Here is a 24325-nt window from a genome sequence, read left to right as displayed (position 1 = left end):
TTAATCAATAGGTTTGTAAGGTTCCATCGGATTAACAGCCAGATACAAACCTGGTAGAACCAAGATTATACCAATCAAGAGCCACCATCCGCTTGAAGGAATACCTATCAGGCATAATGTAACCACCCAAAAAGCCACATCGCCTATAATAATAGGTATCACACTACGGGTATATTCATAAACCAACGCCTGGAGTTGGGCCATCATCATGGAGACAATCATCAACATGAAGTTGCCTTCAAGCATACTTACAAGAGCCATAATCACGCCATAAACCAAAATTACGATTTGAGGGCGGTGTTTCCACTCTAAGATTTCGCGAATCACGGCACCATAGATAATCAGATCGGCAGTAGCCTCGACAATAGCAATTACGAATATCGAGAATACAGGATGATGCTGCATCCAAGCATACGACTCAATCAAGAAATCATCGCGCCAGCCCCTTTCGATTGCCACATCATTCATCGCAGCAAAAAGTACTGCCATACCAGCCATCGCAATAATCATACCTAAAAAAACCTTCCAACGGATGGGCTTAGGAATGCGACCGATAGTATAGCTGGCAAAATTATTCTTAAGGAACACGAAATTAAGAATTAAGCAAAGAATCAGCGCCAAGCCTGAACCTAATCCTGCCAGATAAGATATAGAAGAAGAAACTCCAACCTTACCTCCATTAAATCCATCAATGAACCAAAGCAAAAAACCACCGACAGCACCACCAATGAACATCACAAATAATGTGATGCCCAATGCCAACAGTAGATACATCATTGCCTTTTTCATCGTCTTTGCTTATTTTCTTTCCGAGTGCAAAGGTACGATGAATTTCTTAAAGTAAGATAAAACAGTACGTTATCTTTAGGTTAAATCTTTTTTAACTTACTTTTCCTTATAAATTACCTGATTGGCACCGCTGGTAATCTTCAGAGCCTCAGGATGTTCCTTGATAAACGAGTCGATATGACGCACACGCTTCTCTTCAAGAATTTCATCAACAGCAATCAGGATACCAGTTTCCTCCACATCACCAAAGCCATAGTTGATAGCAGTACCAAACAACTTCATGGTTGGCGACAGACTCATATACGCATTAACCAATGGTGGGATGTTATAGCCCAACTTACGGATTTCGCCATTCAGCACGCGATAGTCGTCCTTGAACGATGTACCACCAAACAACGACTCCAATTCCTTGGGATCGGTTTCCAATTCCAGCGGTTTCATCGGAATAATCAGCTTATCCTTATCGTCGAAATGCTTCTTCAGGAAGTAGAGAATCATATCGCGGCCTTTGCGGATATATGATGGATACATGGTCATTTTTCCAAAGAAATATTTCACGTTAGGCTTAATCACCGTCAGGGCACCAAGTCCATCCCACAGGTTATCGAGTGCAAACAAGCTCTTGGCACCCATGCGTGAACTCTGGTAAGGAAGAGAGACGAATGAACGACCGAGTTCGATGGTCCAAGGGGCGTAATCCTTAATAAAGCGATCGGAGAAGTGGAACATATGACTGGTAGCCAGAATGGGCTGCCCCTTTTCATCGTATTCCCAATCGGTACCAAGCAGATAACGGTAGCCACCGATAATCTCCTCTGCCTCAGGGTTCCAAACAATCAGCTGCTTGTAACAGTTGTCACAAGTATCGAATTCATCGATATCCATCGACTTGCCTGTACCGCCACCAGCTTCGCGGAAAGCAATCTCACGTAAACGTCCGATTTCTTTCATCACGTTGGGGGCATTGTGAGCCGTAATGATATAAATCTCATTGTGGCTCTTGTTCGTCATACGCAGCTGACGGTCGGGAGTGAGTTCACTCTTGAGAACCTCTTTAGCAATTGGTTGGATAATTTCCTGTTCCATTCTCTCTACTTAAAAAAGTTTATAGTTTATAGACTTGATCTTTTACAAATTCTGCCCATTCCATCGGTGATTTTGACTTATCGAAAGTCTGCCAGGGAATTGGCTTACCAATCTTTACTTCGAAAGATTTGTGCACGTTTTTGTACATTTCATCGACCAAAAACAGCATAGCCAAGTTAAAGGGCAGGTGCTTGTCGCTGAAGTTTGCTAAGCGATAGAAGAACTTACTGTTCTCGCCGCTGAAATGGATGGGCACCACATCACGCTGATATTCCACACTCTTCGAGATAAAGGTCTTTTTCCAGGGAAGATCCTGAATCACACCGTTCTTTTTTCGCGAACAGATGCCAGCAGGGAACATCAGCATATGGTGATCACTCTGGAAACCAGCCTCGACCATCGCTGGGAAGTTACGACTCTGGTTACCTGTTTTATTGATGGGGATGCACAACGGCGCCAAACCAGGCAGGTTCATCAGCAGGTCGTTAACCAAATAACGGAATCGTCCCTCATAGAAACGGCCGATGATAGCACCCAGTGCCACACCATCCTCACCACCCAACGGGTGATTACTTACAAAAGTGTATAATTTGCCATCGTTAGGATCAGGCAGATTCTCCTTACCAACGATGTTCAGCGTCATGTCGAGGTATTTCACACATTCCTCCAACCATTCAACGCCAACTTTATCTCGACTCTCCCAAAGAAAAGCGTTTACCTGGTCCTGGTGGGCTATCTTCTTTAGCCAACTAACCAAGAAACCGGGCACAAACTTAGCCTTTGCGCCCATCTTCCCTTTCAGGATTTTTTCAATGTCTATCGTACGCTCTGTTACGGTTGTCATTTCTCTCATGCACTAACAAGTTGCAAAAATAGCACATTTCTTTGAATAATGAGCAAAAAATGCAGAAAAAACTTAGTTTTTAAATGTATTTAGGACACGAGAGGGGGCAAAATCATCAAAAAAAGGTTAAATTTGAAAAAAAGTGGGGAATTGTGGTGTAGAGTGGGGAAAAATGAGTAACTTTGCGGCAAATTTATTATTAAATATGTACGCATGCGTTTTATAGGTAATATAGAGGCTAAGATCGACGCTAAGGGAAGAGCTTTCCTGCCAGCTGTTTTCCGCAAGGTGCTACAGGCATCTGGCGAGGAAAACCTGGTACTCAGAAAGGACGTCTTCCAGAATTGCTTGGTGCTCTATCCAGAAAGCGTATGGAACGAGCGCCTCGACCTTTTGAAGTCGCAACTTCACCCATGGAAGCACACCCACCAGCAGATGTTCCGACAGTTTGTATCGGAGGCAGAAGTTGTAACGCTTGATGGCAATGGCCGATTCCTCATCTCAAAGCGCCTGCTGAAGGTTGCCGAGATTGATCAGGACATCCAGTTCATCGGCATGGACAACACCATCGAGATGTGGGCACCAGAGCGACTGAAGCAGACGCTGAAGACCGAAGAAGAATTTGGAATTGAATTTGAGAACATTATGAATAACTGTGAGGCTTTATGATAACCACAGCTGAGACATACCATGTACCCGTGCTTCTCCATGAGAGCATCGACGGACTTGCTATCAAGTCTGGCGGCATTTACGTAGACGTTACCTTTGGCGGTGGCGGCCACAGTAAAGAGATACTGCGCCGACTCGATGAAAAGGCGCATTTATATAGTTTTGATCAGGATCCAGATGCCGAGAAGAACATTGTAAACGACGATCGCTTTACATTTGTACGCAGTAACTTCAGATATCTGAAGAACTGGATGCGCTATTACGGTGTGGACCATATCGACGGTTTGCTGGCCGACTTAGGTGTATCGAGCCATCACTTTGATGATGAAACACGTGGTTTCTCTTTCCGATTCGATGCCCCATTGGATATGCGTATGAACAAACGAGCCGGAACTACCGCTGCCGAGATTCTCAACACCTACGATGAGGAGCAGTTGGCCGACATCTTCTATATCTACGGCGAACTGAAGAATGCCCGCAAGATAGCATCTATCATTGCCAAGACACGCAATGAGAAGAAGATTGAGACTACTGGCGACCTGATGAGCGCCACCGAGAAACTCTTCCAGCGCGAACGCGAGAAGAAAGAGATGGCCAAGATGTTCCAGGCCCTACGTATAGAGGTGAATCACGAGATGGATGCCCTGAAGGAGATGCTGAACGGCGCCAAGGATCTGCTTGGCGAAGGTGGACGCCTGTCGGTCATCACCTACCACTCGCTCGAGGACCGCATCGTGAAGAATATGATGAAAGCCGGCAACGTAGAAGGTAAGATTAAGCAAGACTTCTTCGGTCGTATCGAGGCGCCTTTCCGCCTGATAAACAACAAGGTGATTGTGCCCAGCGACGAGGAGCAGCAACAGAACCCTCGTAGCCGTAGCGCCAAATTGAGAATAGCAGAGAAAATATAAGAGAGAAGATGGAGAACAAAGAAGAAATTGAACTGCTGGTTGAAGCTGCCGATGTAAAAGAGCATGCCAAGAAAACCATCCAGAAGATTAAGGAAAAGGTGAAGGAGGAAGACCCCAAACTCACCCCATCCCTGAATCTGAGGACTATTCTTGGTGGCGACTTTCTGACAGCCGACATGGTGCGCCGCCAGATTTGGCTGATTGTGCTCATGGTATTGTTCACCATCATCTATGTGGCTTCCAGATACCAGTGCCAGCAGGATCTGATTGCCATTGATAAACTGGAGAAAGAACTGCTGCATGCCAAATACAAGGCCTTGTCGAGTTCAAGTACCCTGACAGAGAAATGCCGTGAGAGTCATGTGCTGGAGGCATTGAAGCAGAACAGAGATACGCTGCTGCACATTTCCGACCAGCCACCTTATATTATTAATGTACCAGAATAAAGAAACGAGATGAGTAAGTTCAATAGCGATAAAGTCATGCCGCGCTACTTCGTCATAGCAGTAGTACTCACGCTGATTGGTTTTGCCGTAGTGGGCAAAGCCATGTATATCATGACTGCCAAAAAGGATTATTGGACTCAGGTGGCCTCGCGACTGAAGCGTGATAGCGTCACCGTAAAGCCTAATCGTGGAAATATTCTGAGTTGCGACGGTCAGCTGATGGCCAGCAGTATCCCAGAGTATAAGGTATATATGGATTTCCAGGCTGGTGCCGAGGATTCTACTGGTGTACACAAGCGCGACTCGATCTGGGCAGCCGAGATTGACACCATCTGCTATGGACTGAACCAGATTTTCCCACAGAAGTCGGCTGCCGAATTCAAGGCACATCTGTTGGAAGGTAAGCGTAAAGTGATGAAGAACGGTACCGTAGGTGCCCGTCACTGGGCTATCTGGCCTCGCCGTATTGATTACAATACTTTCTGCGAGGTACACGAACTGCCCATCTTCAGAGAGAAACTGTATAAAGGCGGTTTCCACTGGGAAACCTTCAACTCACGCCGTAAGCCATTCGGCACCTTGGCCCAGCGTACCATCGGTGAGATGTATGGTGCTAAGGATAGCGCCAAGAATGGTCTGGAGCTCTCGTTAGACACCTTACTCCGTGGTAAGAATGGTTTGATGCATCGTCGTAAGATTCTGAGCAAGTACCTCGACATCCCTGTACTGTCGCCCGAGGATGGTGTAGATGTAGTAACCACCATCGATGTAGGTATGCAGGATTTGGCCGAGCGTGCCTTGGTAGATGAACTGAAAGAGATTAACGGCGAAATGGGCGTAGCCATCCTGATGGAGGTAAAGACCGGCGACGTAAAAGCCATTGTAAATATGACCCGTGGATTGGACGGCAACTATTACGAGATGGTGAACAATGCCATCAGCTACCGTTGTGAACCAGGTTCAGTATTCAAGGTAGCCTCGTTCCTTGTTGCCCTCGACGATGGTGTGATCGACACCACAATGACTATCCCAACAGGCTGTGGTGTGATGGAGATGCACGGTCGTCCCATGAAGGATCACAACTGGCGTCGTGGCGGCTATGGCACCATCAATGTAGCACGCGCCCTCGAGGTAAGCTCGAACATCGGCGTAAGCTACCTGATCGACAAGTACTACGGTCATAACCCCAAGAAATACGTAGAGGGTCTATATAGAATAGGTATACACGAGGACCTGAAGTTGCCATTGGTGGGTTATCATACCCCTATGATCCGTATGCCGGATACCAAGACTACCGACAGATCCAAGTACTGGAGTAAGACCACCCTACCCTGGATGAGTATTGGTTACGAAACTCAGATAGCACCAATCAACACCGTGGCTTTCTATAATGCGATAGCCAACAACGGCAAGATGATGCAGCCACGCTTTGTTAAGCAGCTGATGAAGAACGGCGAGGTGATTCGCGAGTTCGAACCAGTCGTGCTGAAAGAGCGCATTGCCAAACCACAGACCATCAAAACCATGCAGACCATTCTGGAACACGTGGTTAGTCAGGGTCTGGGTAAGAAGGCCGGCTCTAAATCATTCAAGGTGGCAGGTAAGACAGGTACAGCCCAGGTGGCCGACCAGTTTGGTAGTTACCACTCAGGCGTTACCCGTTACTGGTTGAGTTTCGCAGGTTTCTTCCCTGCCGACAACCCACGTTACACCTGTATCGTCTGCCTCAAGAAGTCGGGCCTGCCCGCATCTGGTGGTGGTATGAGTGGTGTGGTATTCCACCATATTGCCGAAGGTGTAATGGCACAGAGTCTGAAGCGTAGCGTAGATGATGCCCGCGATTCTCGCTCATCGTTTACACCTGCAGTTAAGAAGGGCGATAGCCAGGCTGCCAACTACGTATTGGCCAGTCTTAAGACCAAGGCTTCGGCTCCCAGCAGCGCCAACTATCGCGAAGGCAGCAAGCATACCGTACCCGATGTAACAGGCATGGGTGCCAAAGATGCCGTTTATCTGTTAGAGAGCCGTCGCGTTAAGGCACGCATCAAAGGAAGAGGAAAAGTTAAATCACAAAGTATCCACGCCGGAACCGCAGTTAAGCAAGGAATGGTGTGCGAACTCATTTTAGATTAATATATATAATAAGGTATAAGCATATGAAGTTAAATGAACTGCTCAAGAATGTAGAAGTACTCAACACGCAGGGCGATGTTGATGTAGAGATTACGGGTGTGAACATCGATTCACGTCGCATTGAAGCTGGTCATCTGTTCGTCGCCATCCCAGGCACCGTAACCGATGGACACAAGTTCATTCCAAAAGCCATTGAGTTAGGAGCAACTGCTGTATTGTGTGAGAAATTGCCAGAGGAGCAGGATCCTAAAGTAACATTTGTTCAGGTAGCATCTACCGAGAGCTGTGTAGGCGAGGTTGCCACCCAGTTCTATGGCGACCCATCGCGTAAACTCAAACTGGTAGGTGTAACAGGTACCAACGGTAAGACCACCATCGCCACCTTATTATATAATATGTTCCGCAAGTTCGGACATAAGTGCGGTCTGCTGTCAACTGTATGCAACTACATCGAGGACGAGGCTATCCCAGCCGATCATACTACTCCCGACCCCATCGAGCTGAACCGCTTGCTGGCTCAGATGGTTGATGCCGGTTGTGAGTATGCCTTCATGGAGTGCTCGAGTCACGCCATCGCTCAGAAGCGTATCGGCGGACTGAAGTTTGCAGGTGGTTTGTTCACCAACCTGACACGCGACCACCTGGACTATCACAAGACCTTTGAGAACTACCGTGATGCCAAGAAGGCTTTCTTCGACGGTTTGGAGAAAGATGCCTTTGCCATTACCAATGCCGACGACAAGAATGGCATGGTGATGGTGCAGAACTGCAAGGCCAACGTAAAGACCTACTCTACCCGCACCATGGCCGATTTCAAGGCAAAGATCATCGAGTGCCACTTCGAGGGTATGTATCTCGACATCAACGGCAAGGAGGTAGGCGTGCAGTTTATCGGTAAGTTTAACGTCAGCAACCTGCTGGCCGTTTATGGCGCAGCTGTTATGTTAGGCAAGAAGCCCGAGGATATCCTGCTCATTATGAGTACGTTGAAGAGTGTGAACGGAAGATTGGAGCCTATCCACTCACCCGAAGGCTATACAGCCATTGTTGACTATGCCCACACCCCTGATGCCCTGGAGAATGTGCTCAATGCCATCCACGAGGTACTGAACGGCAAGGGTAAGGTCATCACCGTATGCGGTGCTGGCGGTAATCGCGATAAAGGTAAGCGCCCCATCATGGCACAGGAGGCCGTTAAACAGAGCGATAAGGTGATTATCACCTCTGATAACCCACGCTTTGAGGAGCCACAGGATATCATCAACGATATGCTGGCAGGTCTCGACCAGAAGCAGATGAAGAAGGTTGTGAGCATTGTTGATCGCCGCGAGGCTATCCGCACCGCCTGCATGCTGGCCGCAAAGGGCGACGTTATTCTGATTGCCGGTAAGGGCCATGAAGACTATCAGGAAATTAAAGGTGTAAAGCACCACTTCGACGATAAGGAAGTAGTAAAGGAAATATTTAACTCTTAATATTATCAACAATGTTATACTATCTGTTCAGATTCCTCGACCAGTACGATATACCTGGATCACACATGTGGGCGTACATTTCGTTCCGCTCACTGCTCACGCTCATCCTCTCGCTGATAATCTCAGCATGGTTTGGTGAGAAGTTTATTAAATGGATGAAGCGCCGTAGCATTTTTGAGACCGAGCGCGATCCAAGTATCGACCCATTCGGAGTCGAGAAGAAGGGTGTGCCTACCATGGGTGGCATCATCATCATCGTGAGCATCCTCATCCCTGTGTTGCTCTTCGGCCGTATCCGCAACACCTATCTTATCCTGATGGTTATTACCACCGTATGGTTAGGTTTCCTGGGATTCCTCGACGACTATATCAAGATTTTCAAGCGCAACAAGGATGGCTTGAAGGGTAAGTATAAGATTGTTGGTCAGGTAAGTATCGGCTTCATCGTTGGTCTTACACTCTGGCTCAGTCCCGATGTAGTGGTTCGTGAGAATGTGAATGTCCGTCAACAGAACCAGGAGATTGTGGTAAAGCATAAGAAGGAGGCTGTAAAATCGTTACAGACCACCATCCCATTCATAAAGAATCACAACCTGAACTACTCTAACATCATGTCGTTCTGCGGCAAGTACAAGGTAGCTGCCGGTTGGATTATCTTCGTATTCATCACCATCTTTGCCGTAACAGCCGTATCAAACGGTGCCAACCTCAACGATGGTATGGATGGTATGTGTGCAGGCAACTCAGCTATCGTCGGAGTGGCGTTAGGCATACTGGCCTATGTGTCATCGCACATCGGCTATGCCTCATACTTCGACATCATGTATATCCCTCACTCTGAGGAGTTGGTTGTATTCCTCTGCGCATTCATCGGAGCCATGATTGGTTTCCTGTGGTACAATGCCTATCCCGCTCAGGTATTCATGGGCGATACCGGTTCGCTTACCATCGGTGGTATCATCGGTGTAGCCGCCATCATTATCCACAAGGAGTTGCTGCTGCCTATCCTGTGCGGCATCTTCTTCGTCGAGAGTCTGAGTGTGATTATCCAGACCCAGTGGTTCAAGTTCATGAAGCGTAAGGGGCAGCGTGTGCGCGTGTTCCGTGCCACACCTATCCACGACAATTTCCGTAAGCTCGACACACAGCTCGATGCTACAAGTAAATATATTCTGAAGAGTTGGCCTCATCGTCCGTTCCACGAGTCGAAGATCACTATCCGATTCTGGATTACATCAGTTATTCTGGCCGCACTCACCATCATCACATTAAAGATGCGTTAAACAAGTATATGAAAAGGATTGTTATATTAGGAGCAGGAGAAAGTGGCGCAGGAGCTGCTGTTCTCGCAAAGAAAGAAGGTTTCGATGTGTTTGTATCAGACATGTCGAAGATTGCCGACAAGTACAAGAAACAGTTGGACGACCACCAGATTGAGTGGGAAGAGGGTCAGCACACAGAAGAGAAGATTCTGAATGCCGACGAAATCATCAAGAGTCCAGGCATCCCCGATACCGCTCCCATGATTCAGAAGATCATTGCCAAAGGTATCCATATCATCAGCGAGATTGAGTTTGCTGGTCGCTATACCGATTCAAAGATGATCTGTATCACAGGTTCTAACGGTAAAACCACCACTACCTCGCTCATCTATCATATCTTTAAGGAGGCTGGTTACGATGCCGGTTTGGCTGGTAATATAGGTAACTCGCTGGCTCTGCAGGTGGCCGAGGATCCACACGAATACTACATCATCGAGCTCAGCTCATTCCAGCTCGACAATATGTACGATTTCCGTGCCGACATCGCTATTCTGCTGAATATCACACCCGACCATCTGGATCGTTACAACTTCGAGATGCAGAACTATGTAGATGCCAAGATGCGTATCATCCAGAACCAGACAGATAAGGATGCCTTCATCTACTGGGCCGACGATCCCATCATCAAGCGCGAATTAGAGAAGTACGATATCCACTCTATCCAGTACCCATTCTCTGAGCTGAAGGAGAAGGGCGTGATTGGTTACATCGAGGAGGGCAAGTATAAGATTGAGAAGCCCGAGCCATTCAATATGGAGCAGGAGAGTCTGAGTCTAACGGGTAAGCACAACATCTACAACTCGCTGGCTGCAGGTATTGCTGCCGACATTGCTGGTATCAAGAAGGAAGAGATTCGCAAGAGTCTGAGCGACTTCCCTGGTGTTGAGCACCGTTTGGAAAAGGTTTGCACCGTTCGTGGCGTGCAGTATATCAACGACTCAAAGGCCACCAACGTAGATGCCTGCTGGTATGCCCTCGAGGCTATGAAGACCAAGGTTATCCTCATTATCGGTGGTAAGGATAAGGGCAACGATTACGAGCCCATCAAGCCACTCGTTAAGGAGAAGTGCTCTGGTATTGTGTACCTGGGTGCCGACAACCAGAAGCTGCACGACAACTTCGACAACTTAGGCATTCCCGTACGCGACACCCACTCTATGAAGGAGTGTATGGAGGCCTGCTACGAGATGGCCAAGCCAGGCGAAACCGTACTGTTAAGCCCCTGCTGTGCTTCGTTCGACCTCTTCAAGAACATGGAGGATCGCGGCGAGCAGTTTAAGACAATAGCAAGAAGTCTGTAAAGAATGAACAAGAAAATAGGCAACATCTTTAAAGGAGACAAGGTCATCTGGATGGTATTTTTCTTCCTCTGTATGATCAGTATTGTCGAGGTATTCTCTGCCTCGAGTAACCTGACGTATAAGAGCCAGAACTATATGGGTCCTATCGTGTTCCACACCGTCACCATCATATTGGGTGCAGTGGTAGCGGTAGTTACCCTTAACATTCCGTGCCGTTACTTCAAGCTGATGACGCCTTTCTTACTCATCATCACCGTAGTACTGCTACTATGGGTACTGGCTGCAGGAGAACGAACCGGCGATGCCAGCCGATGGATTAATATCTTCGGCTTAACATTCCAGCCGTCCGAGATTGCCAAAGGCACCATTGTGCTGGCCACAGCCCAGATTCTGAGTGCCATGCAACGCGAGAACGGAGCCGATAAAAAGGCCTTCAAGTACATCCTGTGCATCGTGGTTCCCATCGCCTTCCTGATTATGGTCGAGAACCTATCGACGGCAGCCCTGCTGTGCTCGGTAGTATATCTCATGATGATCATCGGCCGTGTACCCGCCCTGCAACTGATAAAACTGGCAGGTGTAGTGATTGGTTTGGCTTTGGTAGGCTTACTGCTCATTATGGCCGTAGGTAACGATACCAATGTGGCCGTAGATAAAGCCCAGACCGAACAAGTGGTTACTGCCCCCAAGGAGAAGAGCAAAATCGAGAAGCTGCTGCACCGTGCCGATACCTGGAAATCACGTATCAAGAAATTCTCGAACAAAGAGGAGATTACTCCCGACCAGTACGACCTCGACAAGGATGCACAGGTGGCACACGCTAACATTGCCATCGTATCGAGCAACATCATCGGTAAAGGTCCTGGTCAGTCGGTAGAGCGCGACTTCCTGTCGCAGGCCTTCTCCGACTTTATCTTCGCTATTGTCATCGAGGAGTTAGGTATTGTAGGCGCCACAGCAGTAGTATTCCTTTACATTGTGCTGCTATACCGCACCGCCCGTATTGCCAGTCGCTGCGAGAACAATTTCCCCGCCTTCCTGGCCATGGGTCTGGCCTTGCTGTTAGTCATCCAGGCCTCGTTCAATATGCTGGTAGCCGTAGGTATCGCCCCTGTTACCGGACAGCCGCTCCCACTCATCAGTAAAGGTGGTACATCTACCATCATTAACTGTGCCTACATCGGTGTTATATTAAGTGTTAGCCGTTCTGCGAAAAAAAGGGAGTTAAAAATAGCAGAATAAGAAATTAAATTTGTAATTTTGCACGCAATAATCAAATATGATATGGAAGAACTGAGAGTCATCATTAGCGGAGGAGGCACTGGAGGACATATTTTCCCAGCCGTCTCAATAGCAAATGCCGTGAAGGCACTGCGCCCCGACGCCAAAATTCTGTTTGTTGGCGCCCTTGGACGAATGGAGATGCAACGCGTGCCAGCTGCAGGTTACGAAATCAAAGGTTTGCCTATCTGCGGTTTCGACAGAAAGAATTTACTCAAGAACTTTAAGGTTCTGTACAAGATATGGAAGAGCCAGCGTATGGCCAAGCAGATTATCAAGGATTTTAAGCCTCAGGTAGCTGTAGGTGTTGGCGGTTATGCCAGCGGTCCTACCCTTAACAAGGCAGCCTCCATGGGTATCCCCTGCTTGATTCAGGAGCAGAACTCATACGCAGGTGTTACCAACAAACTGTTGGCAAAGAAAGCCGCCAAGATTTGTGTGGCTTACGAGGGAATGGAGCGTTTCTTCCCTGCCGACAAGATTATCCTTACAGGAAATCCCGTACGTCAGGCTCTGCTCGACACAAAGATTTCGCGTGAGGATGCCATCAAGACCTTTGGTCTCGATCCTGCCAAGAAAACCATTCTGCTGGTAGGTGGTAGCCTTGGTGCCCGCACCGTCAACGAGAGCGTGCTGCAGCACCTCGACCTGGTAAAGGCTGCCGATGCCCAGTTTATATGGCAAACCGGTAAGTACTACAGCGCCGAGATTGCTGAGCGTTTGAAGGGACAGGATATCCCCAACCTGGTGGTAACCGACTTTATCACTGATATGGGCGCTGCCTACAAGGCCGCCGACCTGGTTATCAGTCGTGCCGGCGCCAGCAGTATCTCTGAGTTCTGTCTTATTGGCAAGCCCGTTATCCTGGTACCAAGTCCTAATGTGGCCGAGGATCACCAGACCAAGAACGCTCTGGCTCTAGCCAACCGCGATGCAGCCATCTACGTGAAGGATGCCGACGCACCAGCCACCCTGTTGGAGCTGGCCATCAAGACGGTTGCCGATGCCCAGAAGCTGCAGTCGCTGAGCGAGAATGTTCTGAAGCTCGCCCTGCCCGACTCTGCCGACATCATTGCCAAGGAGGTTATCAAGTTGGCAGGAAAGTAAGAAGTGAAAAGCGAAGAGTGAAAAAGAGATTATGGAATTAAACGATATAAAAGCAGTATATTTTGTAGGCGCCGGTGGCATTGGAATGAGTGCCATCGCCCGTTACTTTATTAAGAAAGGCCTGGTGGTAGCTGGTTACGACAAGACCCCATCCGACCTGACCAAGCACCTCGAGAACGAGGGTATGCTTATCCATTACCATGAAAGTGTCGACGAGATTCCTCACGTGTGCAAGAAGAAAGAGTCGTGCCTGGTTATCTATACCCCAGCCATCCCTGCCGATCATCAGGAGCTCAAGTACTTTCGCGAGAACGGTTTCGAGATTCAGAAGCGTGCTCAGGTACTGGGCACCCTTACCAAGAGTCACAAAGGTCTCTGCGTAGCAGGTACCCATGGCAAGACCACCACATCTACCATGTGTGCACACATCATGCACCAGAGTCAGCTCGACTGTAATGCCTTCTTGGGTGGTATCTCCAAGAACTACGGCACCAACTATATCCTGTCGGATTCAGACTACGTAGTTATCGAGGCCGATGAGTTCGACCGCTCTTTCCACTGGCTGCGCCCTTGGATGAGCGTTATCACCTCTACCGATCCCGACCATCTGGACATCTATGGTACCAAAGAGGCCTACCTTGAGAGTTTCCGTCATTACACCGAGCTCATCCAGCCAGGCGGTGCCCTGATTATCCATCGCGATCTGGAGATGAAGCAGAACGTACAGGAAGGTGTTCGTATCTACGACTATAGTCTGAACGAGGGCGACTTCCACGCTGAGAATATCCGCATTGATAACGGCGAGATTACATTCGATTTCATTTCGCCCATCGAGAGCGTTAAGAACGTACAGTTAGGTCAGCCCGTGCCCATCAACATCGAGAACGGCATTGCCGCTATGGCTATGGCACAGCTGAATGGTTGTACAGCCGACGAACTGAAGTACGGCATGCAGACCTATGGTGGTGTGGATCGTCGTTTCGACTTCAAGATCAAGACCGATAAGTTTGTGTTCCTAAGCGATTACGCCCATCATCCAAAAGAGATCTATCAGAGTGCCAAGAGCATCCGCGAGCTGTATAAGAACAAGCATATCACAGCTATTTTCCAGCCCCACCTATACACCCGCACCCGCGATTTCTACAAGGATTTCGCCGATGCTCTGAGTCAGCTCGACGAGGTGATACTCACTGAGATATACCCCGCCCGCGAATTACCTATCGAAGGCGTTACCTCGCAGCTCATCTACGACAACCTGAAGCCAGGTGTGCAGAAGAAGATGATACAGAAGGCCGATGTACTCGACTACATCAAGGACCACGATTTCGAGGTACTCATCGTGCTGGGCGCTGGCGACCTGGATAACCAGGTTCCCCAGATGGTCAAGGTTTTAAATAGTAAATAGTATAATTGTAAAATACAAATGACTTTCAACTGGAAACATATCCTCTTGGTAGCCTGCAACGCAGCCGTTGGCATCTACTTGATACTGGCCGTCACCGCTTTCAACAGCCCCGACGAAGCCATGGCCAAGGCCTGCACCGAGGTTAACATCGACATCGAACAGGAGTCGATGGAGGGTTTCCTGAATCCAGCCGAAGTCAAGAAGCTGCTCACACAGCATCAGTTATACCCGCTCTCGCAGCCCATGAACACCATCTCGCCACGCAAGATGGAGGAGACCCTGCTTAAGAGTCCGTTTGTTGAGAAGGCAGAGTGCTATAAAACACTGAACGGACATGTGTGCATCAGCATCAAACAGCGCATACCTGTTATCCGCATCATGGCCGAGAATGGCGAGAACTACTATCTCGACCATCATGGCAACATCATGCCCGAGGCAGGTTATGCCACCGATATTCTGGTAGCCACAGGCCGCATCAGCAAGAAGTACGCCCAGAAAGCCCTGTCGAAGGTGGCCAACCAGATTGTAGGCGATAGTTTCTGGCGCAACCAGGCTGTACAGCTCAACATCCTGCCCAACGGCACCATCGAGATGGTACCCCGTGTAGGCGAGCACGTAGTGTACCTGGGATCGCCCACAAACATCGACAGCAAGCTCGAACGTCTGCGTAAGTTCTACATCTACGGTCTTAACAAGGCCGGTTGGAACAAGTACAACTATATCAATGTAGAGTTCAGCAACCAAATTATATGTAAAAAAGTGAATAGTGATTAATAATATGGCAGCAAAGGATTTTATTGTAGCAATTGAACTCGGTTCATCCAAAGTAACCGGAATCGCGGGACAGAAGAATCTCGACGGCAGCATCAACGTACTGGCTGTTGTCAAGGAGAACTCTTCGTCGTTTATCCGCAAAGGTGTGGTTTATAACATCGACAAGACCGCACAATGCCTTACCAGTATTATCAAGAAACTGGAGAATCAGCTCAAGACTCAGATCACACAGGTGTATGTCGGCGTTGGCGGTCAGTCAATCCGCAGCGTCAAGAACGTAGTAACCAAGGATCTTCCAGGCGAAACCATCATCACACAGGATATGGTAATCGAACTGATGGATGCTAACCGTAACATGACCTACCAAGACCAGGAAATTCTCGATGCTGCCGTACAGGAATACAAGGTGGGCACCCAGTTCCAGCTGGACCCCGTAGGCATCCAGGCCACCCATCTCGAAGGTCACTTCCTGAACATTCTGGAGCGCAAGGCCTTCTACCGCAATCTGAACAAGTGCTTCGAGACAGCCGGCATCAACGTAGCTGAGATGTACCTCGCACCTTTGGCACTGGCCGATAGCGTGCTTACCGAGGTTGAGAAACGCTCTGGCTGCGCCCTTGTCGACCTCGGATCGGATACCACTACCGTATCTGTTTATTCAAAGAATATCCTGCGCCATCTGGCTGTCATCCCTCTGGGCAGCAATAATATCACCAAGGATATCGCCACACTCCAGATGGAAGAGAGCGATGCCGAGAAGATGAAACTGAAGTACGGTTCGGCCTATACCGACAATAACGAGATCGACAACGAGCTCAAGTACTCTATCGATCCCGACCGTCAGGTTGAGAGCCGTAAGTTCATCGAGATTGTAGAGGGTCGCTTAGAGGAGATTATCGAAAACGTATGGTACCAGATACCATCTGAATATTACGACAAACTGTTAGGCGGTATCATCCTGACAGGTGGTGGTTCGAACATGAAGAACATCGAGAAAGCCTTCTTCAACCACACTCACGTAGACAAAATCCGCATCGCCAAGTTTGTATCGCAAACTGTGCAGACCAACAACGAGGACATCAAGGCCCACAACGGCACGATGAACACCGTATTAGGTCTGCTGGCCAAGGGCGACATCAACTGCGCTGGCGATGCTTTCGATCCTAACGGCGACCTGTTTGCCAGTCTGAGACCTCAGACACCACATCTCACTAACGACCAGCGCCCAGCCCGTCAGACTACCGATCTGCCAGCAGGTGTTATCCGTACCGAGGCCGAGAAGCAGAAGGCCGAAGAGGAGCGCCGCCGCCAGCAGGAGGAGGAAGAGCGCGCACGCCTTGAAGAGGAGCGCCGCCAGCAAGAGGAAGAGGCCCGCATCCGCAAGGAGAACAGCACCTGGAACAAGTTCAAGAAAGGACTCCTGAACTTTGGAAAGAAGATTGTTGAAGAAGAAGATTAAAAAAGAAGAAGAATTATGGAGAATAATATGAATATAGACATCCTGGACTTCGGAGCACCGGAGAAGGAGCACAGCATTATCAAAGTGATTGGTGTTGGCGGTGGTGGTGGCAATGCTGTTAACCACATGTATCGCGAAGGCATTCACGATGTTACATTCGTGCTTTGCAACACCGATAACCAGGCACTTAACGATTCGCCCGTACCCGTACATCTCCAGTTGGGTAAGGAGGGTCTTGGTGCAGGAAACAAGCCTGAGAAGGCTCGTCAGGCTGCCGAAGAGAGTATCGACGACATCCGCACCATGCTGAACGACGGCACCCGCATGGCATTCATCACCGCAGGTATGGGTGGTGGTACCGGTACTGGTGCAGCCCCTGTTATCGCCCGCGTTTCTAAGGAGTTAGGTATCCTTACCGTAGGTATCGTTACTATCCCCTTCCGCTTTGAGGGCGACCGCAAGATCGACCAGGCTCTCGACGGTGTCGAGGAGATGTCGAAGCATGTCGACGCCCTGCTGGTTATCAACAACGAGCGCCTGCGTGAGATTTATCCAGAGCTGTCGGTTCTCGATGCCTTTGGTAAGGCCGACGACACACTGAGCGTTGCCGCCAAGTCAATCGCCGAGATTATCACTGTTCACGGACTCATCAACCTCGACTTCAACGATGTAAAGACCGTACTGAAGGATGGTGGTGTAGCTATCATGAGTACTGGTTATGGCGAGGGCGAAGGTCGTGTAAAGAAGGCTATCGAGGATGCCCTCAACTCACCGCTGCTTAACGATAACGACATCTTCAACTCTAAGAAGATTCTGCTCTCTATCTCGTTTGCAGGTTCAAAGGATGGTCAGTCATCACTCATGATGGAGGAGATGAACGATGTTAACGACTTCATGGCTAAGTTCGGCAACGACTTTGAGATTAAGTGGGGATTGGCAACCGACCTTGAGCTGGGTAAGAAGGTTAAGGTAACTATCCTGGCCACCGGTTTCGGCATCGAGAATGTAGATGGTATGAACGGCCACCTGAAGAAGCACTCTCAGGAGGATATCAACCGTATTGCTGCCGAGCAGGAGAAAGCTGCCGAGCGTCAGGACCGTCGTAACCGCTACTATGGCGGTGAGGGTGCCACCAAGCGCTACAAGCGCCGTCCTAACATCTACCTGTTCCGTCCTGAGGATCTGGATAACGACGATGTGATCTCTGCTGTTGAGCAGACACCTACATACAAGCGTACCCGCGAGATTCTGGATAGCATCAACTCGCAGGCCAGCAACGTAGATGAGATTGTGAACATCGACGAGCCCAACCAGGAGCCACAGGAACCTATTCAGGGCACTATTAAGTTTATGTAAATCATCTGCCTTACTGATATAAGGCTTGCAATACCTCTATCGACTTCATCTCTGGGAAATCCGGCAGATGGAGTCGATAATATTTTAGTGATACCTCCAGCAAGCGGTTGCGCTCCTGGTGTGACATGCGGAACAGATGCATGGTGGGAAAGTCCATACGCATCATCAGCTGTACTTTCTGTGCCTCTTCGGGATGCAGAAAGTCGCGATGCACAGGCGGCATAGGCATAAACACACTCTCGCGCAAGTCAAAATAATCGCCATCCTTGTAATCGTCAAGATTCGGATAGAAGCCTAAAAAGCGTGTCAGCCTCAACAAAAACACCAAGTGGAAGTTAGCAAAACTCGACTGCTGACCGTCCAGCCATACAATACTATTCTCCAGATACTCGTACAGCAACTCGTTACGCTGTTCCGATCGCAACGCATAATACAGGAATTCGGCTACGAATAGCGAGATGGCCAACTTGTCGGGCTCGAACGGTATCGATGCAAAGGGGGCAGCCAACCGTACATCATGCAGTTTCTGCAGCTGCTGTCTTGGACGTATATCGGTTTCTATTTCCAAAATAGTCAATGGCTGGAAAAACTGCTTCTTTACCTTACCCTTGGGTGTTTTGGGTATGCTCACAATAAACGCCTGCCTACCAAACACTTTGGTAAACATATCTACTATCAGTCGAGTTTCGCCGTATTTGATAGCATGCAGCACAATAGCCTGAGTTTTCGTCAACATACGGTGCAAAGGTACGAAAATTATTCGTAAAATGTTATTTTTTACTAAAAAAATTTGGTAGAACCGAAAAATAGTAGTACCTTTGCACCCGCATTTTGCGCGATGGTCCCTTCGTCTATCGGTTAGGACGAGAGATTTTCATTCTCTAAAGAGGAGTTCGACTCTCCTAGGGACTACAAAATTTAAATCTGTCATCTGCACAGCCATGTGCTACCAGCCTTCAAGGATGGGATAAGGTGGCGGAGGGTTCGTAAGAACCCGCCCAGGGCAGCCTTAACGACGTAAGACCCATAAGCTTTATATTAACAATTTAAATTTCATTCAAAAAACATGGCAAATCACAAGTCATCAGTGAAGAGAATCCGTCAGGAGAAGAAAAGAGCACTTCACAATCACTACTACGCAAAGACAATGCGTAACGCAGTTCGCAAGCTCCGTGCTACAACAAACAAGGAAGAGGCTGTAGCTTTGTTCCCAAAGGTACAGAAGATGCTGGACAAGCTGGCTAAGACCAACGTAATCCACAAGAACAAGGCCGCAAACCTGAAGTCAAGCCTTGCACTGCACGTTAACAAGCTGGGATAATATTTACCCAACAATAAGTACAAGCCGTAGCCCCAAGAGGGTTGCGGCTTTCTTTTTTCAGTTTTTTAGCAGATAAACTACGTTTATCTGAACTTTTTTTTGTACCTTTGCAACCAAAATGGTAAATTTCGAGAATCGAAAAATTGAAGAATTAAAATAATGACAGAAGAACAACTGAACCAAGAACAAAACTACTCCGCGAGTAACATTCAGGTACTCGAGGGTTTGGAAGCTGTACGTAAGCGTCCTGCTATGTACATTGGCGACATCAGTGAGAAGGGTCTCCACCATCTGGTAAACGAAACCGTTGATAACTCTATCGACGAGGCCATGGCTGGCTACTGTACCCACATCGAGGTAACCATCAACGAGGATAACTCAATCACCGTTCAGGACAACGGTCGTGGTATCCCAGTAGATGAGCACGAGAAGATGCACAAGAGCGCCCTCGAGGTGGTTATGACAGTACTCCACGCTGGTGGTAAGTTCGATAAGGGCTCATACAAGGTATCAGGTGGTCTGCATGGTGTAGGTGTAAGCTGTGTAAACGCGCTCTCTACCCACATGATGTCGCAGGTATTCCGTAACGGTCACATCTACCAGCAGGAGTACGAGAAGGGTAAGCCCCTCTACGACGTTAAGATTGTTGGCGACACCGACAAGACCGGTACCCGCCAGCAGTTCTGGCCCGACGGCAGCATTTTCACTACTACCGAATACAAGTACGATATCATCGCTAAGCGTATGCGCGAGCTGGCTTATCTTAATGCCGGTATCACCATCACTCTTACCGACTTGCGTCCTGATGAGGAGGGCAACCTCCGTCAGCCCGAGGTATTCCATGCCAAGGAGGGACTCAAGGAGTTCGTTCGCTACGTCGATCGTCACCGCACCTCAATCATCGGCGATCCTATCTGCCTGAAGACAGAGAAAGATGGTGTACCCATCGAGGTAGCCCTGCTGTACAACAGCGATTATTCAGAGAATATCCACTCTTACGTTAACAATATCAACACCATCGAGGGTGGTACCCACCTTACTGGTTTCCGCATCGCCCTGGCCCGTACACTTAAGAAGTATGCCGACGAGGACGATCAGCTGCGCAAGCAGATTGAGAAGGCCAAGATCGAGGTAGCCCAGGACGACTTCCGCGAAGGTCTTACCGCTATCATCTCTGTTAAGGTTGCCGAGCCTCAGTTCGAGGGTCAGACCAAGACCAAGCTTGGTAACAGCGAGGTGAACGGTGCCGTACAGAAGGCTGTAGGCGAGGCTATGACCAACTACCTGGAAGAGAACCCTAAAGAGGCTCACACCATCTGCGAGAAGGTTATTCTGGCCGCTACAGCACGTATTGCAGCCCGCAAGGCCCGCGAGAGTGTACAGCGTAAGAATCCTATGACTGGTGGCGGTCTGCCTGGTAAGCTGGCCGACTGCTCAAACAAGGATCCTAAGGAGTGTGAGATATTCCTCGTCGAGGGTGACTCGGCCGGTGGATCTGCTAAGCAGGGTCGCGACCGTCACTTCCAGGCCATCCTGCCTCTGCGTGGTAAGATTCTGAATGTAGAAAAAGTACAGTGGCACCGTGTGTTCGAGGCCGAATCGGTTATGAACATCATCCAGAGTATCGGTGTACGCTTCGGCGTTGACGGCGAGGACTCTAAGGATGCAAATATCGATAAGCTGCGTTACGATAAGATTATCATCATGACCGACGCCGACGTCGATGGTTCTCACATCGACACACTGATCATGACACTCTTCTATCGCTTCATGCCACAGGTTATCCAGGGCGGTCACCTTTACATCGCTACCCCACCACTCTACAAGTGTACTTATAAGAAGACCTCTGAGTACTGCTACACCGAGCAGCAGCGCCAGGCATTCATCGATAAGTATGTAGCTGGTAACGGCGACGACAAGGGCTTGCACACCCAACGTTACAAAGGTCTTGGTGAGATGAACCCAGAGCAGCTTTGGGAGACTACCATGAACCCAGAGAACCGCTTGCTCAAGCAGGTTACCATCGAGAACGCTGCCGAGGCCGACGAGATCTTCTCAATGCTGATGGGCGACGACGTAGAACCACGCCGCGAGTTCATCGAGAAGAACGCCACATACGCCAATATCGACGCATAAAAATACGTCAGACACAATAGCAAAACAACTTGTTTTGTAGCGTAAAAGATAGTCTTTTACTATTCAAGAAGCTATCTCTTACAAAGCAAAACAAGTTGTTTTGTTTTTATACATGTATCATATTAGAAGTGATACTTCCACTAAAAACATCACTACATCTATCATTCTGTATTTCAATACATTATACCCAAAAGTGATACTTTACGTATTCTACCACATCATCATGCGGAGGGTGCGCTGGGCAGCGGAGCGCATATCCTTTATCTTGTCGTTGTACTCTTTGTTTTCGGTAGCTTCCAGGAATCGGTTGAAATAATCTTTAGCCTTGTCGCGTTGCTTTAGTTGGAAGTAACACTGTCCCATCAGGTAGGTGAGCTCGTTTACATCTTTCTCCTCGGCATAACGCATACACTCCTGCAACTCCTCCAAACGGAAATCGGGTTCTGACTTTAGTTTAAAAGCCTCGGCCAATTCCTTGTGCAAACGGAATAAGGTCTGACGATCGGGCATCAGAAGCTTTTTAGCCTCATCAAGGTACGACAAAGCCTCGGCTCCAAGGCCAACCCTGTTGCTGACAATACCCAACATAAACAGGCAATAGGGATGATGGTCGTTCTTATCATAAGCGCGATACAGATAATCATAAGCTGTAGAGTTATCGCCCATGCGCTGATAAGTTAAGCCTAAGGTATAGAGCGTACCAAAACAGGTATCGCCAACAGCTTCGAGTTTCTTCAGCTCCTGTATGGCAAGGTCGTAATTACCTATGTTATAATAGGCCTCGGCCAATTGACGGTTAACCAGAATATGAGTAGAATCGTGCTCAACGTACTTCTTGCAGATGTCGATAACCTTCAAAGGGAAAGTCTTGCGCCCCATATCGCCCTGCCAACCATTGTTCAGTCTTGGCGTATAATCTACAATCAACTGTGCATCGTAAGGATTGCTCTTCAGCATCTCATCAGCCCAATAGGCCAAGGAATCGTTCTGGCCAAGCTGAGCAAAATTGCTGTAGTAAAGGTGCATGTCCTCTGCGTTAAGACTATCAACTGCTATCTGTCGCAGACAGTCCAGACTCTTGTTGAAATAGCCTCGTGACGCCAAACGGACGGCATCAGCTCGAAGAGTTGCAGGTGTTTGTGCAAAAGCAGACAGGCCAATGAAGACGGCAAGAATGACTAGTGATATCTTTTTCATTGTTGTTTCTCTTTTTCTAATAATATTTTAAGTTTATCGATAGCCAGTGTGATGCTGATATTCTTAGCTATGATACGACCAGAACGGTCAACCAGATAGTTATGGGGAATGGTTTGGATATCAAGAGCCTGATACTCGGGATACATTGCTCTCTTCTTATCATCGTAGGCATAATAATTGTAAATCTTGTAGGGGCGATCGGTTTGGGTGGCATCTTTGTTGCGCAGATCTTTCTCCTTTACGGTGCTCCACCACTGTTTGCGATTCTCGTCTATACCTATCAGACACACAGCCAAGTCATCGCTAAACTCCTGTGCAGCATAGCGGATATTGGGCATCTGAGCCATACAAGGTTGGCACCACGATGCCCAGAAATCTACCAAAACGTATTTCCCACGAAATTCATTAACGTTAGGCTTCGGCCCGTTATAAAGGCGCAAGTTCATGTAGTCGCCAATCTTCAAAGGCCTTACTTTTACTTTATCTTCTTCTTTCTGGAATCGCTCACTATACGTTCGTAGTTGCATACCAGCCCATATCTCAAAACTCTGTGCCGACATATATGTCCCCATCGTGCTATCGTTTACAAAGGCTTTCATAGGTGGATAATCAGGGAATCGCACTAACAGCGAGTTCATCATATCGTCAACCTCCTTCTCGGTATAAGGATAAAGCGTTGGATTCCTGCGGAAAGAGTAGAATACATCACCTGCAGCCTCAATCACACTATACGGACTTTTACCTGTACAGGCATAATCAAGGATATAGCATTCAAGTTTATCTTTCTCCTGCTTCGCTATAGCGCGGATAGAATCACACTGGGCGTCGGAAAGGTTATAGAGCTGCGACATGTTATTCTGATTGAGATATACCTGACGAAGACTATCGTACCTGCATTGATAATGTACCATTTCGAGTGTTGATGGTGAGCCCTGCACCTTATCGATATAGCGCAAACGGAAGCCATCGTCTTCATCGCCGATATGAATCGTTAAGCTGTCGCCACCCTTTACTACGATGGGCACACACTGCGGCCCGCGCCGTTGAAGCATCAGGTTTACGTTATACTCATAAGGCACATAGCCGTGCATGGTGCCCTCGCGATGCAACGAGTCGAAACTGATAGAGTCGTGCAGTTGCATCTCGCGTTCAATCATCGAGTACATATACATTTTTTGTGGTTCGCTGGCAATGGCCGAATCAATCTTCACCGTTATCGCAAACCTATTCTCAGGCACTCCCACCCACTTCTGGGCCGAAGCACAGATGGCAAACATTACCATCAATCCTTGAAAACATATCTTTTTCACTGT

21 protein-coding genes and 1 tRNA gene are annotated in these 24325 nt (G+C 48.3%); 16 read left to right on the top strand and 6 right to left on the bottom strand.

The window, feature by feature from the left end; translation table 11 throughout:
* From BLR73_RS08360 to BLR73_RS08350, 3 genes are all read right to left on the bottom strand, one after another.
* Positions 1-777: a hypothetical protein gene (locus tag BLR73_RS08360; protein WP_143010909.1), complete on the bottom strand. Its 777-nt coding sequence runs from the start codon at positions 775-777 to the stop codon at positions 1-3.
* A 108-nt stretch (positions 778-885) separates the two neighbouring features.
* Positions 886-1875 (bottom strand): GNAT family N-acetyltransferase, encoded by a 990-nt coding sequence (locus BLR73_RS08355; protein WP_013064261.1) that lies wholly within the window; start codon positions 1873-1875, stop codon positions 886-888.
* A gap of 19 nt (positions 1876-1894) precedes the next feature.
* On the bottom strand, positions 1895-2719 hold the full coding sequence (locus BLR73_RS08350) for a glycerol acyltransferase (protein WP_013064868.1): 825 nt from the start codon (positions 2717-2719) through the stop codon (positions 1895-1897).
* Between the two features lie 213 nt (positions 2720-2932).
* Between BLR73_RS08350 and mraZ the strand changes: the two genes are divergently transcribed.
* Genes mraZ through ftsZ form a run of 13 tightly spaced genes read left to right on the top strand, consistent with a single transcriptional unit; the run spans position 2933 to position 18358 of the window.
* Entirely contained in the window at positions 2933-3388 is a 456-nt protein-coding gene (gene mraZ / locus BLR73_RS08345; RefSeq protein ID WP_013063363.1) for a division/cell wall cluster transcriptional repressor MraZ, read from the top strand.
* Entirely contained in the window at positions 3385-4299 is a 915-nt protein-coding gene (rsmH, locus tag BLR73_RS08340) for a 16S rRNA (cytosine(1402)-N(4))-methyltransferase RsmH (RefSeq protein WP_013065354.1), read from the top strand. The genes mraZ and rsmH overlap by 4 nt, the downstream gene beginning before the upstream one ends.
* 8 nt (positions 4300-4307) lie before the next feature.
* Positions 4308-4745 carry an FtsL-like putative cell division protein gene (locus BLR73_RS08335; protein WP_013064597.1) on the top strand — a complete coding sequence of 146 codons (438 nt, stop codon included), beginning with the start codon at positions 4308-4310 and terminating at the stop codon, positions 4743-4745.
* A 9-nt stretch (positions 4746-4754) separates the two neighbouring features.
* Positions 4755-6878, top strand: coding sequence for a penicillin-binding protein (locus BLR73_RS08330; RefSeq protein WP_041386193.1), 2124 nt, complete (start codon positions 4755-4757; stop codon positions 6876-6878).
* 23 nt (positions 6879-6901) lie between these two features.
* Positions 6902-8353 (top strand): UDP-N-acetylmuramoyl-L-alanyl-D-glutamate--2,6-diaminopimelate ligase, encoded by a 1452-nt coding sequence (locus BLR73_RS08325; protein ID WP_091861008.1) that lies wholly within the window; start codon positions 6902-6904, stop codon positions 8351-8353.
* Between the two features lie 11 nt (positions 8354-8364).
* Entirely contained in the window at positions 8365-9636 is a 1272-nt protein-coding gene (locus tag BLR73_RS08320) for a phospho-N-acetylmuramoyl-pentapeptide-transferase (protein ID WP_073044768.1), read from the top strand.
* Between the two features lie 8 nt (positions 9637-9644).
* Positions 9645-10976, top strand: a complete 1332-nt coding sequence (gene murD / locus BLR73_RS08315) for a UDP-N-acetylmuramoyl-L-alanine--D-glutamate ligase (RefSeq protein WP_013064845.1) — start codon at positions 9645-9647, stop codon at positions 10974-10976.
* A 3-nt stretch (positions 10977-10979) separates the two neighbouring features.
* Positions 10980-12218 (top strand): FtsW/RodA/SpoVE family cell cycle protein, encoded by a 1239-nt coding sequence (locus BLR73_RS08310; protein WP_091861005.1) that lies wholly within the window; start codon positions 10980-10982, stop codon positions 12216-12218.
* A 42-nt stretch (positions 12219-12260) separates the two neighbouring features.
* The gene (gene murG / locus BLR73_RS08305) at positions 12261-13364 is read left to right on the top strand and encodes an undecaprenyldiphospho-muramoylpentapeptide beta-N-acetylglucosaminyltransferase (protein WP_091861002.1); all 1104 of its coding nucleotides are present in this window, start codon (positions 12261-12263) and stop codon (positions 13362-13364) included.
* 31 nt (positions 13365-13395) lie between these two features.
* Positions 13396-14769, top strand: coding sequence for a UDP-N-acetylmuramate--L-alanine ligase (gene murC, locus BLR73_RS08300; protein WP_091860999.1), 1374 nt, complete (start codon positions 13396-13398; stop codon positions 14767-14769).
* Between the two features lie 18 nt (positions 14770-14787).
* Positions 14788-15543 carry a cell division protein FtsQ/DivIB gene (locus BLR73_RS08295; RefSeq protein ID WP_091860995.1) on the top strand — a complete coding sequence of 252 codons (756 nt, stop codon included), beginning with the start codon at positions 14788-14790 and terminating at the stop codon, positions 15541-15543.
* Between the two features lie 4 nt (positions 15544-15547).
* Positions 15548-17002, top strand: a complete 1455-nt coding sequence (gene ftsA / locus BLR73_RS08290; RefSeq protein WP_013065058.1) for a cell division protein FtsA — start codon at positions 15548-15550, stop codon at positions 17000-17002.
* Positions 17003-17029: 27 nt separating this feature from the next.
* Positions 17030-18358 (top strand): cell division protein FtsZ, encoded by a 1329-nt coding sequence (gene ftsZ / locus BLR73_RS08285; RefSeq protein WP_369821141.1) that lies wholly within the window; start codon positions 17030-17032, stop codon positions 18356-18358.
* 10 nt (positions 18359-18368) lie between these two features.
* Here the strand turns inward: ftsZ and recO are convergent, their stop codons facing one another.
* Positions 18369-19094, bottom strand: coding sequence for a DNA repair protein RecO (gene recO, locus BLR73_RS08280; RefSeq protein WP_033150711.1), 726 nt, complete (start codon positions 19092-19094; stop codon positions 18369-18371).
* A 104-nt stretch (positions 19095-19198) separates the two neighbouring features.
* Between recO and BLR73_RS14355 the strand changes: the two genes are divergently transcribed.
* The 3 genes from BLR73_RS14355 to gyrB all read left to right on the top strand — a co-directional run bounded on the left by BLR73_RS14355 (position 19199) and on the right by gyrB (position 21815).
* Positions 19199-19270: transfer RNA gene (locus BLR73_RS14355), tRNA-Glu, on the top strand.
* A 154-nt stretch (positions 19271-19424) separates the two neighbouring features.
* Positions 19425-19679 (top strand): 30S ribosomal protein S20, encoded by a 255-nt coding sequence (gene rpsT, locus BLR73_RS08275; protein ID WP_013065333.1) that lies wholly within the window; start codon positions 19425-19427, stop codon positions 19677-19679.
* 159 nt (positions 19680-19838) lie between these two features.
* Positions 19839-21815, top strand: coding sequence for a DNA topoisomerase (ATP-hydrolyzing) subunit B (gene gyrB / locus BLR73_RS08270; protein WP_013063082.1), 1977 nt, complete (start codon positions 19839-19841; stop codon positions 21813-21815).
* A 210-nt stretch (positions 21816-22025) separates the two neighbouring features.
* Here gyrB and BLR73_RS08265 read toward each other — a convergent pair whose 3' ends face one another.
* Together BLR73_RS08265 and BLR73_RS08260 are read right to left on the bottom strand one after the other, a co-directional pair.
* Complete coding sequence (locus BLR73_RS08265; protein ID WP_091860992.1) at positions 22026-23012, bottom strand: tetratricopeptide repeat protein; 987 nt, start codon at positions 23010-23012, stop codon at positions 22026-22028.
* On the bottom strand, positions 23009-24322 hold the full coding sequence (locus BLR73_RS08260) for a TlpA family protein disulfide reductase (RefSeq protein WP_143010908.1): 1314 nt from the start codon (positions 24320-24322) through the stop codon (positions 23009-23011). Before BLR73_RS08260 ends, BLR73_RS08265 begins: the two co-directional genes overlap by 4 nt.
* Between the last annotated feature and the right edge of the window lie 3 nt (positions 24323-24325).

This window comes from Prevotella sp. khp1, from assembly GCF_900102205.1.
In the GTDB taxonomy this organism is placed as follows: Bacteria; Bacteroidota; Bacteroidia; order Bacteroidales; family Bacteroidaceae; genus Prevotella; species Prevotella ruminicola.
This window is presented reverse-complemented; position numbering and strand designations above follow the sequence as displayed.

Excerpts from the sequence above, each read along its gene's own strand:
- rpsT (WP_013065333.1), top strand. The coding sequence starts at position 19,425 with ATGGCAAATCACAAGTCATCAGTGAAGAGAATCCGTCAGGAGAAGAAA.
- BLR73_RS08350 (WP_013064868.1), bottom strand. The coding sequence starts at position 2,719 with ATGACAACCGTAACAGAGCGTACGATAGACATTGAAAAAATCCTGAAA.
- ftsA (WP_013065058.1), top strand. The coding sequence starts at position 15,548 with ATGGCAGCAAAGGATTTTATTGTAGCAATTGAACTCGGTTCATCCAAA.
- BLR73_RS08325 (WP_091861008.1), top strand. The coding sequence starts at position 6,902 with ATGAAGTTAAATGAACTGCTCAAGAATGTAGAAGTACTCAACACGCAG.
- BLR73_RS08330 (WP_041386193.1), top strand. The coding sequence starts at position 4,755 with ATGAGTAAGTTCAATAGCGATAAAGTCATGCCGCGCTACTTCGTCATA.
- rsmH (WP_013065354.1), top strand. The coding sequence starts at position 3,385 with ATGATAACCACAGCTGAGACATACCATGTACCCGTGCTTCTCCATGAG.
- murG (WP_091861002.1), top strand. The coding sequence starts at position 12,261 with ATGGAAGAACTGAGAGTCATCATTAGCGGAGGAGGCACTGGAGGACAT.
- BLR73_RS08355 (WP_013064261.1), bottom strand. The coding sequence starts at position 1,875 with ATGGAACAGGAAATTATCCAACCAATTGCTAAAGAGGTTCTCAAGAGT.
- murC (WP_091860999.1), top strand. The coding sequence starts at position 13,396 with ATGGAATTAAACGATATAAAAGCAGTATATTTTGTAGGCGCCGGTGGC.
- ftsZ (WP_369821141.1), top strand. The coding sequence starts at position 17,030 with ATGAATATAGACATCCTGGACTTCGGAGCACCGGAGAAGGAGCACAGC.
- mraZ (WP_013063363.1), top strand. The coding sequence starts at position 2,933 with ATGCGTTTTATAGGTAATATAGAGGCTAAGATCGACGCTAAGGGAAGA.
- BLR73_RS08310 (WP_091861005.1), top strand. The coding sequence starts at position 10,980 with ATGAACAAGAAAATAGGCAACATCTTTAAAGGAGACAAGGTCATCTGG.
- BLR73_RS08335 (WP_013064597.1), top strand. The coding sequence starts at position 4,308 with ATGGAGAACAAAGAAGAAATTGAACTGCTGGTTGAAGCTGCCGATGTA.
- BLR73_RS08360 (WP_143010909.1), bottom strand. The coding sequence starts at position 777 with ATGATGTATCTACTGTTGGCATTGGGCATCACATTATTTGTGATGTTC.
- BLR73_RS08320 (WP_073044768.1), top strand. The coding sequence starts at position 8,365 with ATGTTATACTATCTGTTCAGATTCCTCGACCAGTACGATATACCTGGA.
- BLR73_RS08295 (WP_091860995.1), top strand. The coding sequence starts at position 14,788 with ATGACTTTCAACTGGAAACATATCCTCTTGGTAGCCTGCAACGCAGCC.
- recO (WP_033150711.1), bottom strand. The coding sequence starts at position 19,094 with ATGTTGACGAAAACTCAGGCTATTGTGCTGCATGCTATCAAATACGGC.
- BLR73_RS08265 (WP_091860992.1), bottom strand. The coding sequence starts at position 23,012 with ATGAAAAAGATATCACTAGTCATTCTTGCCGTCTTCATTGGCCTGTCT.
- murD (WP_013064845.1), top strand. The coding sequence starts at position 9,645 with ATGAAAAGGATTGTTATATTAGGAGCAGGAGAAAGTGGCGCAGGAGCT.
- gyrB (WP_013063082.1), top strand. The coding sequence starts at position 19,839 with ATGACAGAAGAACAACTGAACCAAGAACAAAACTACTCCGCGAGTAAC.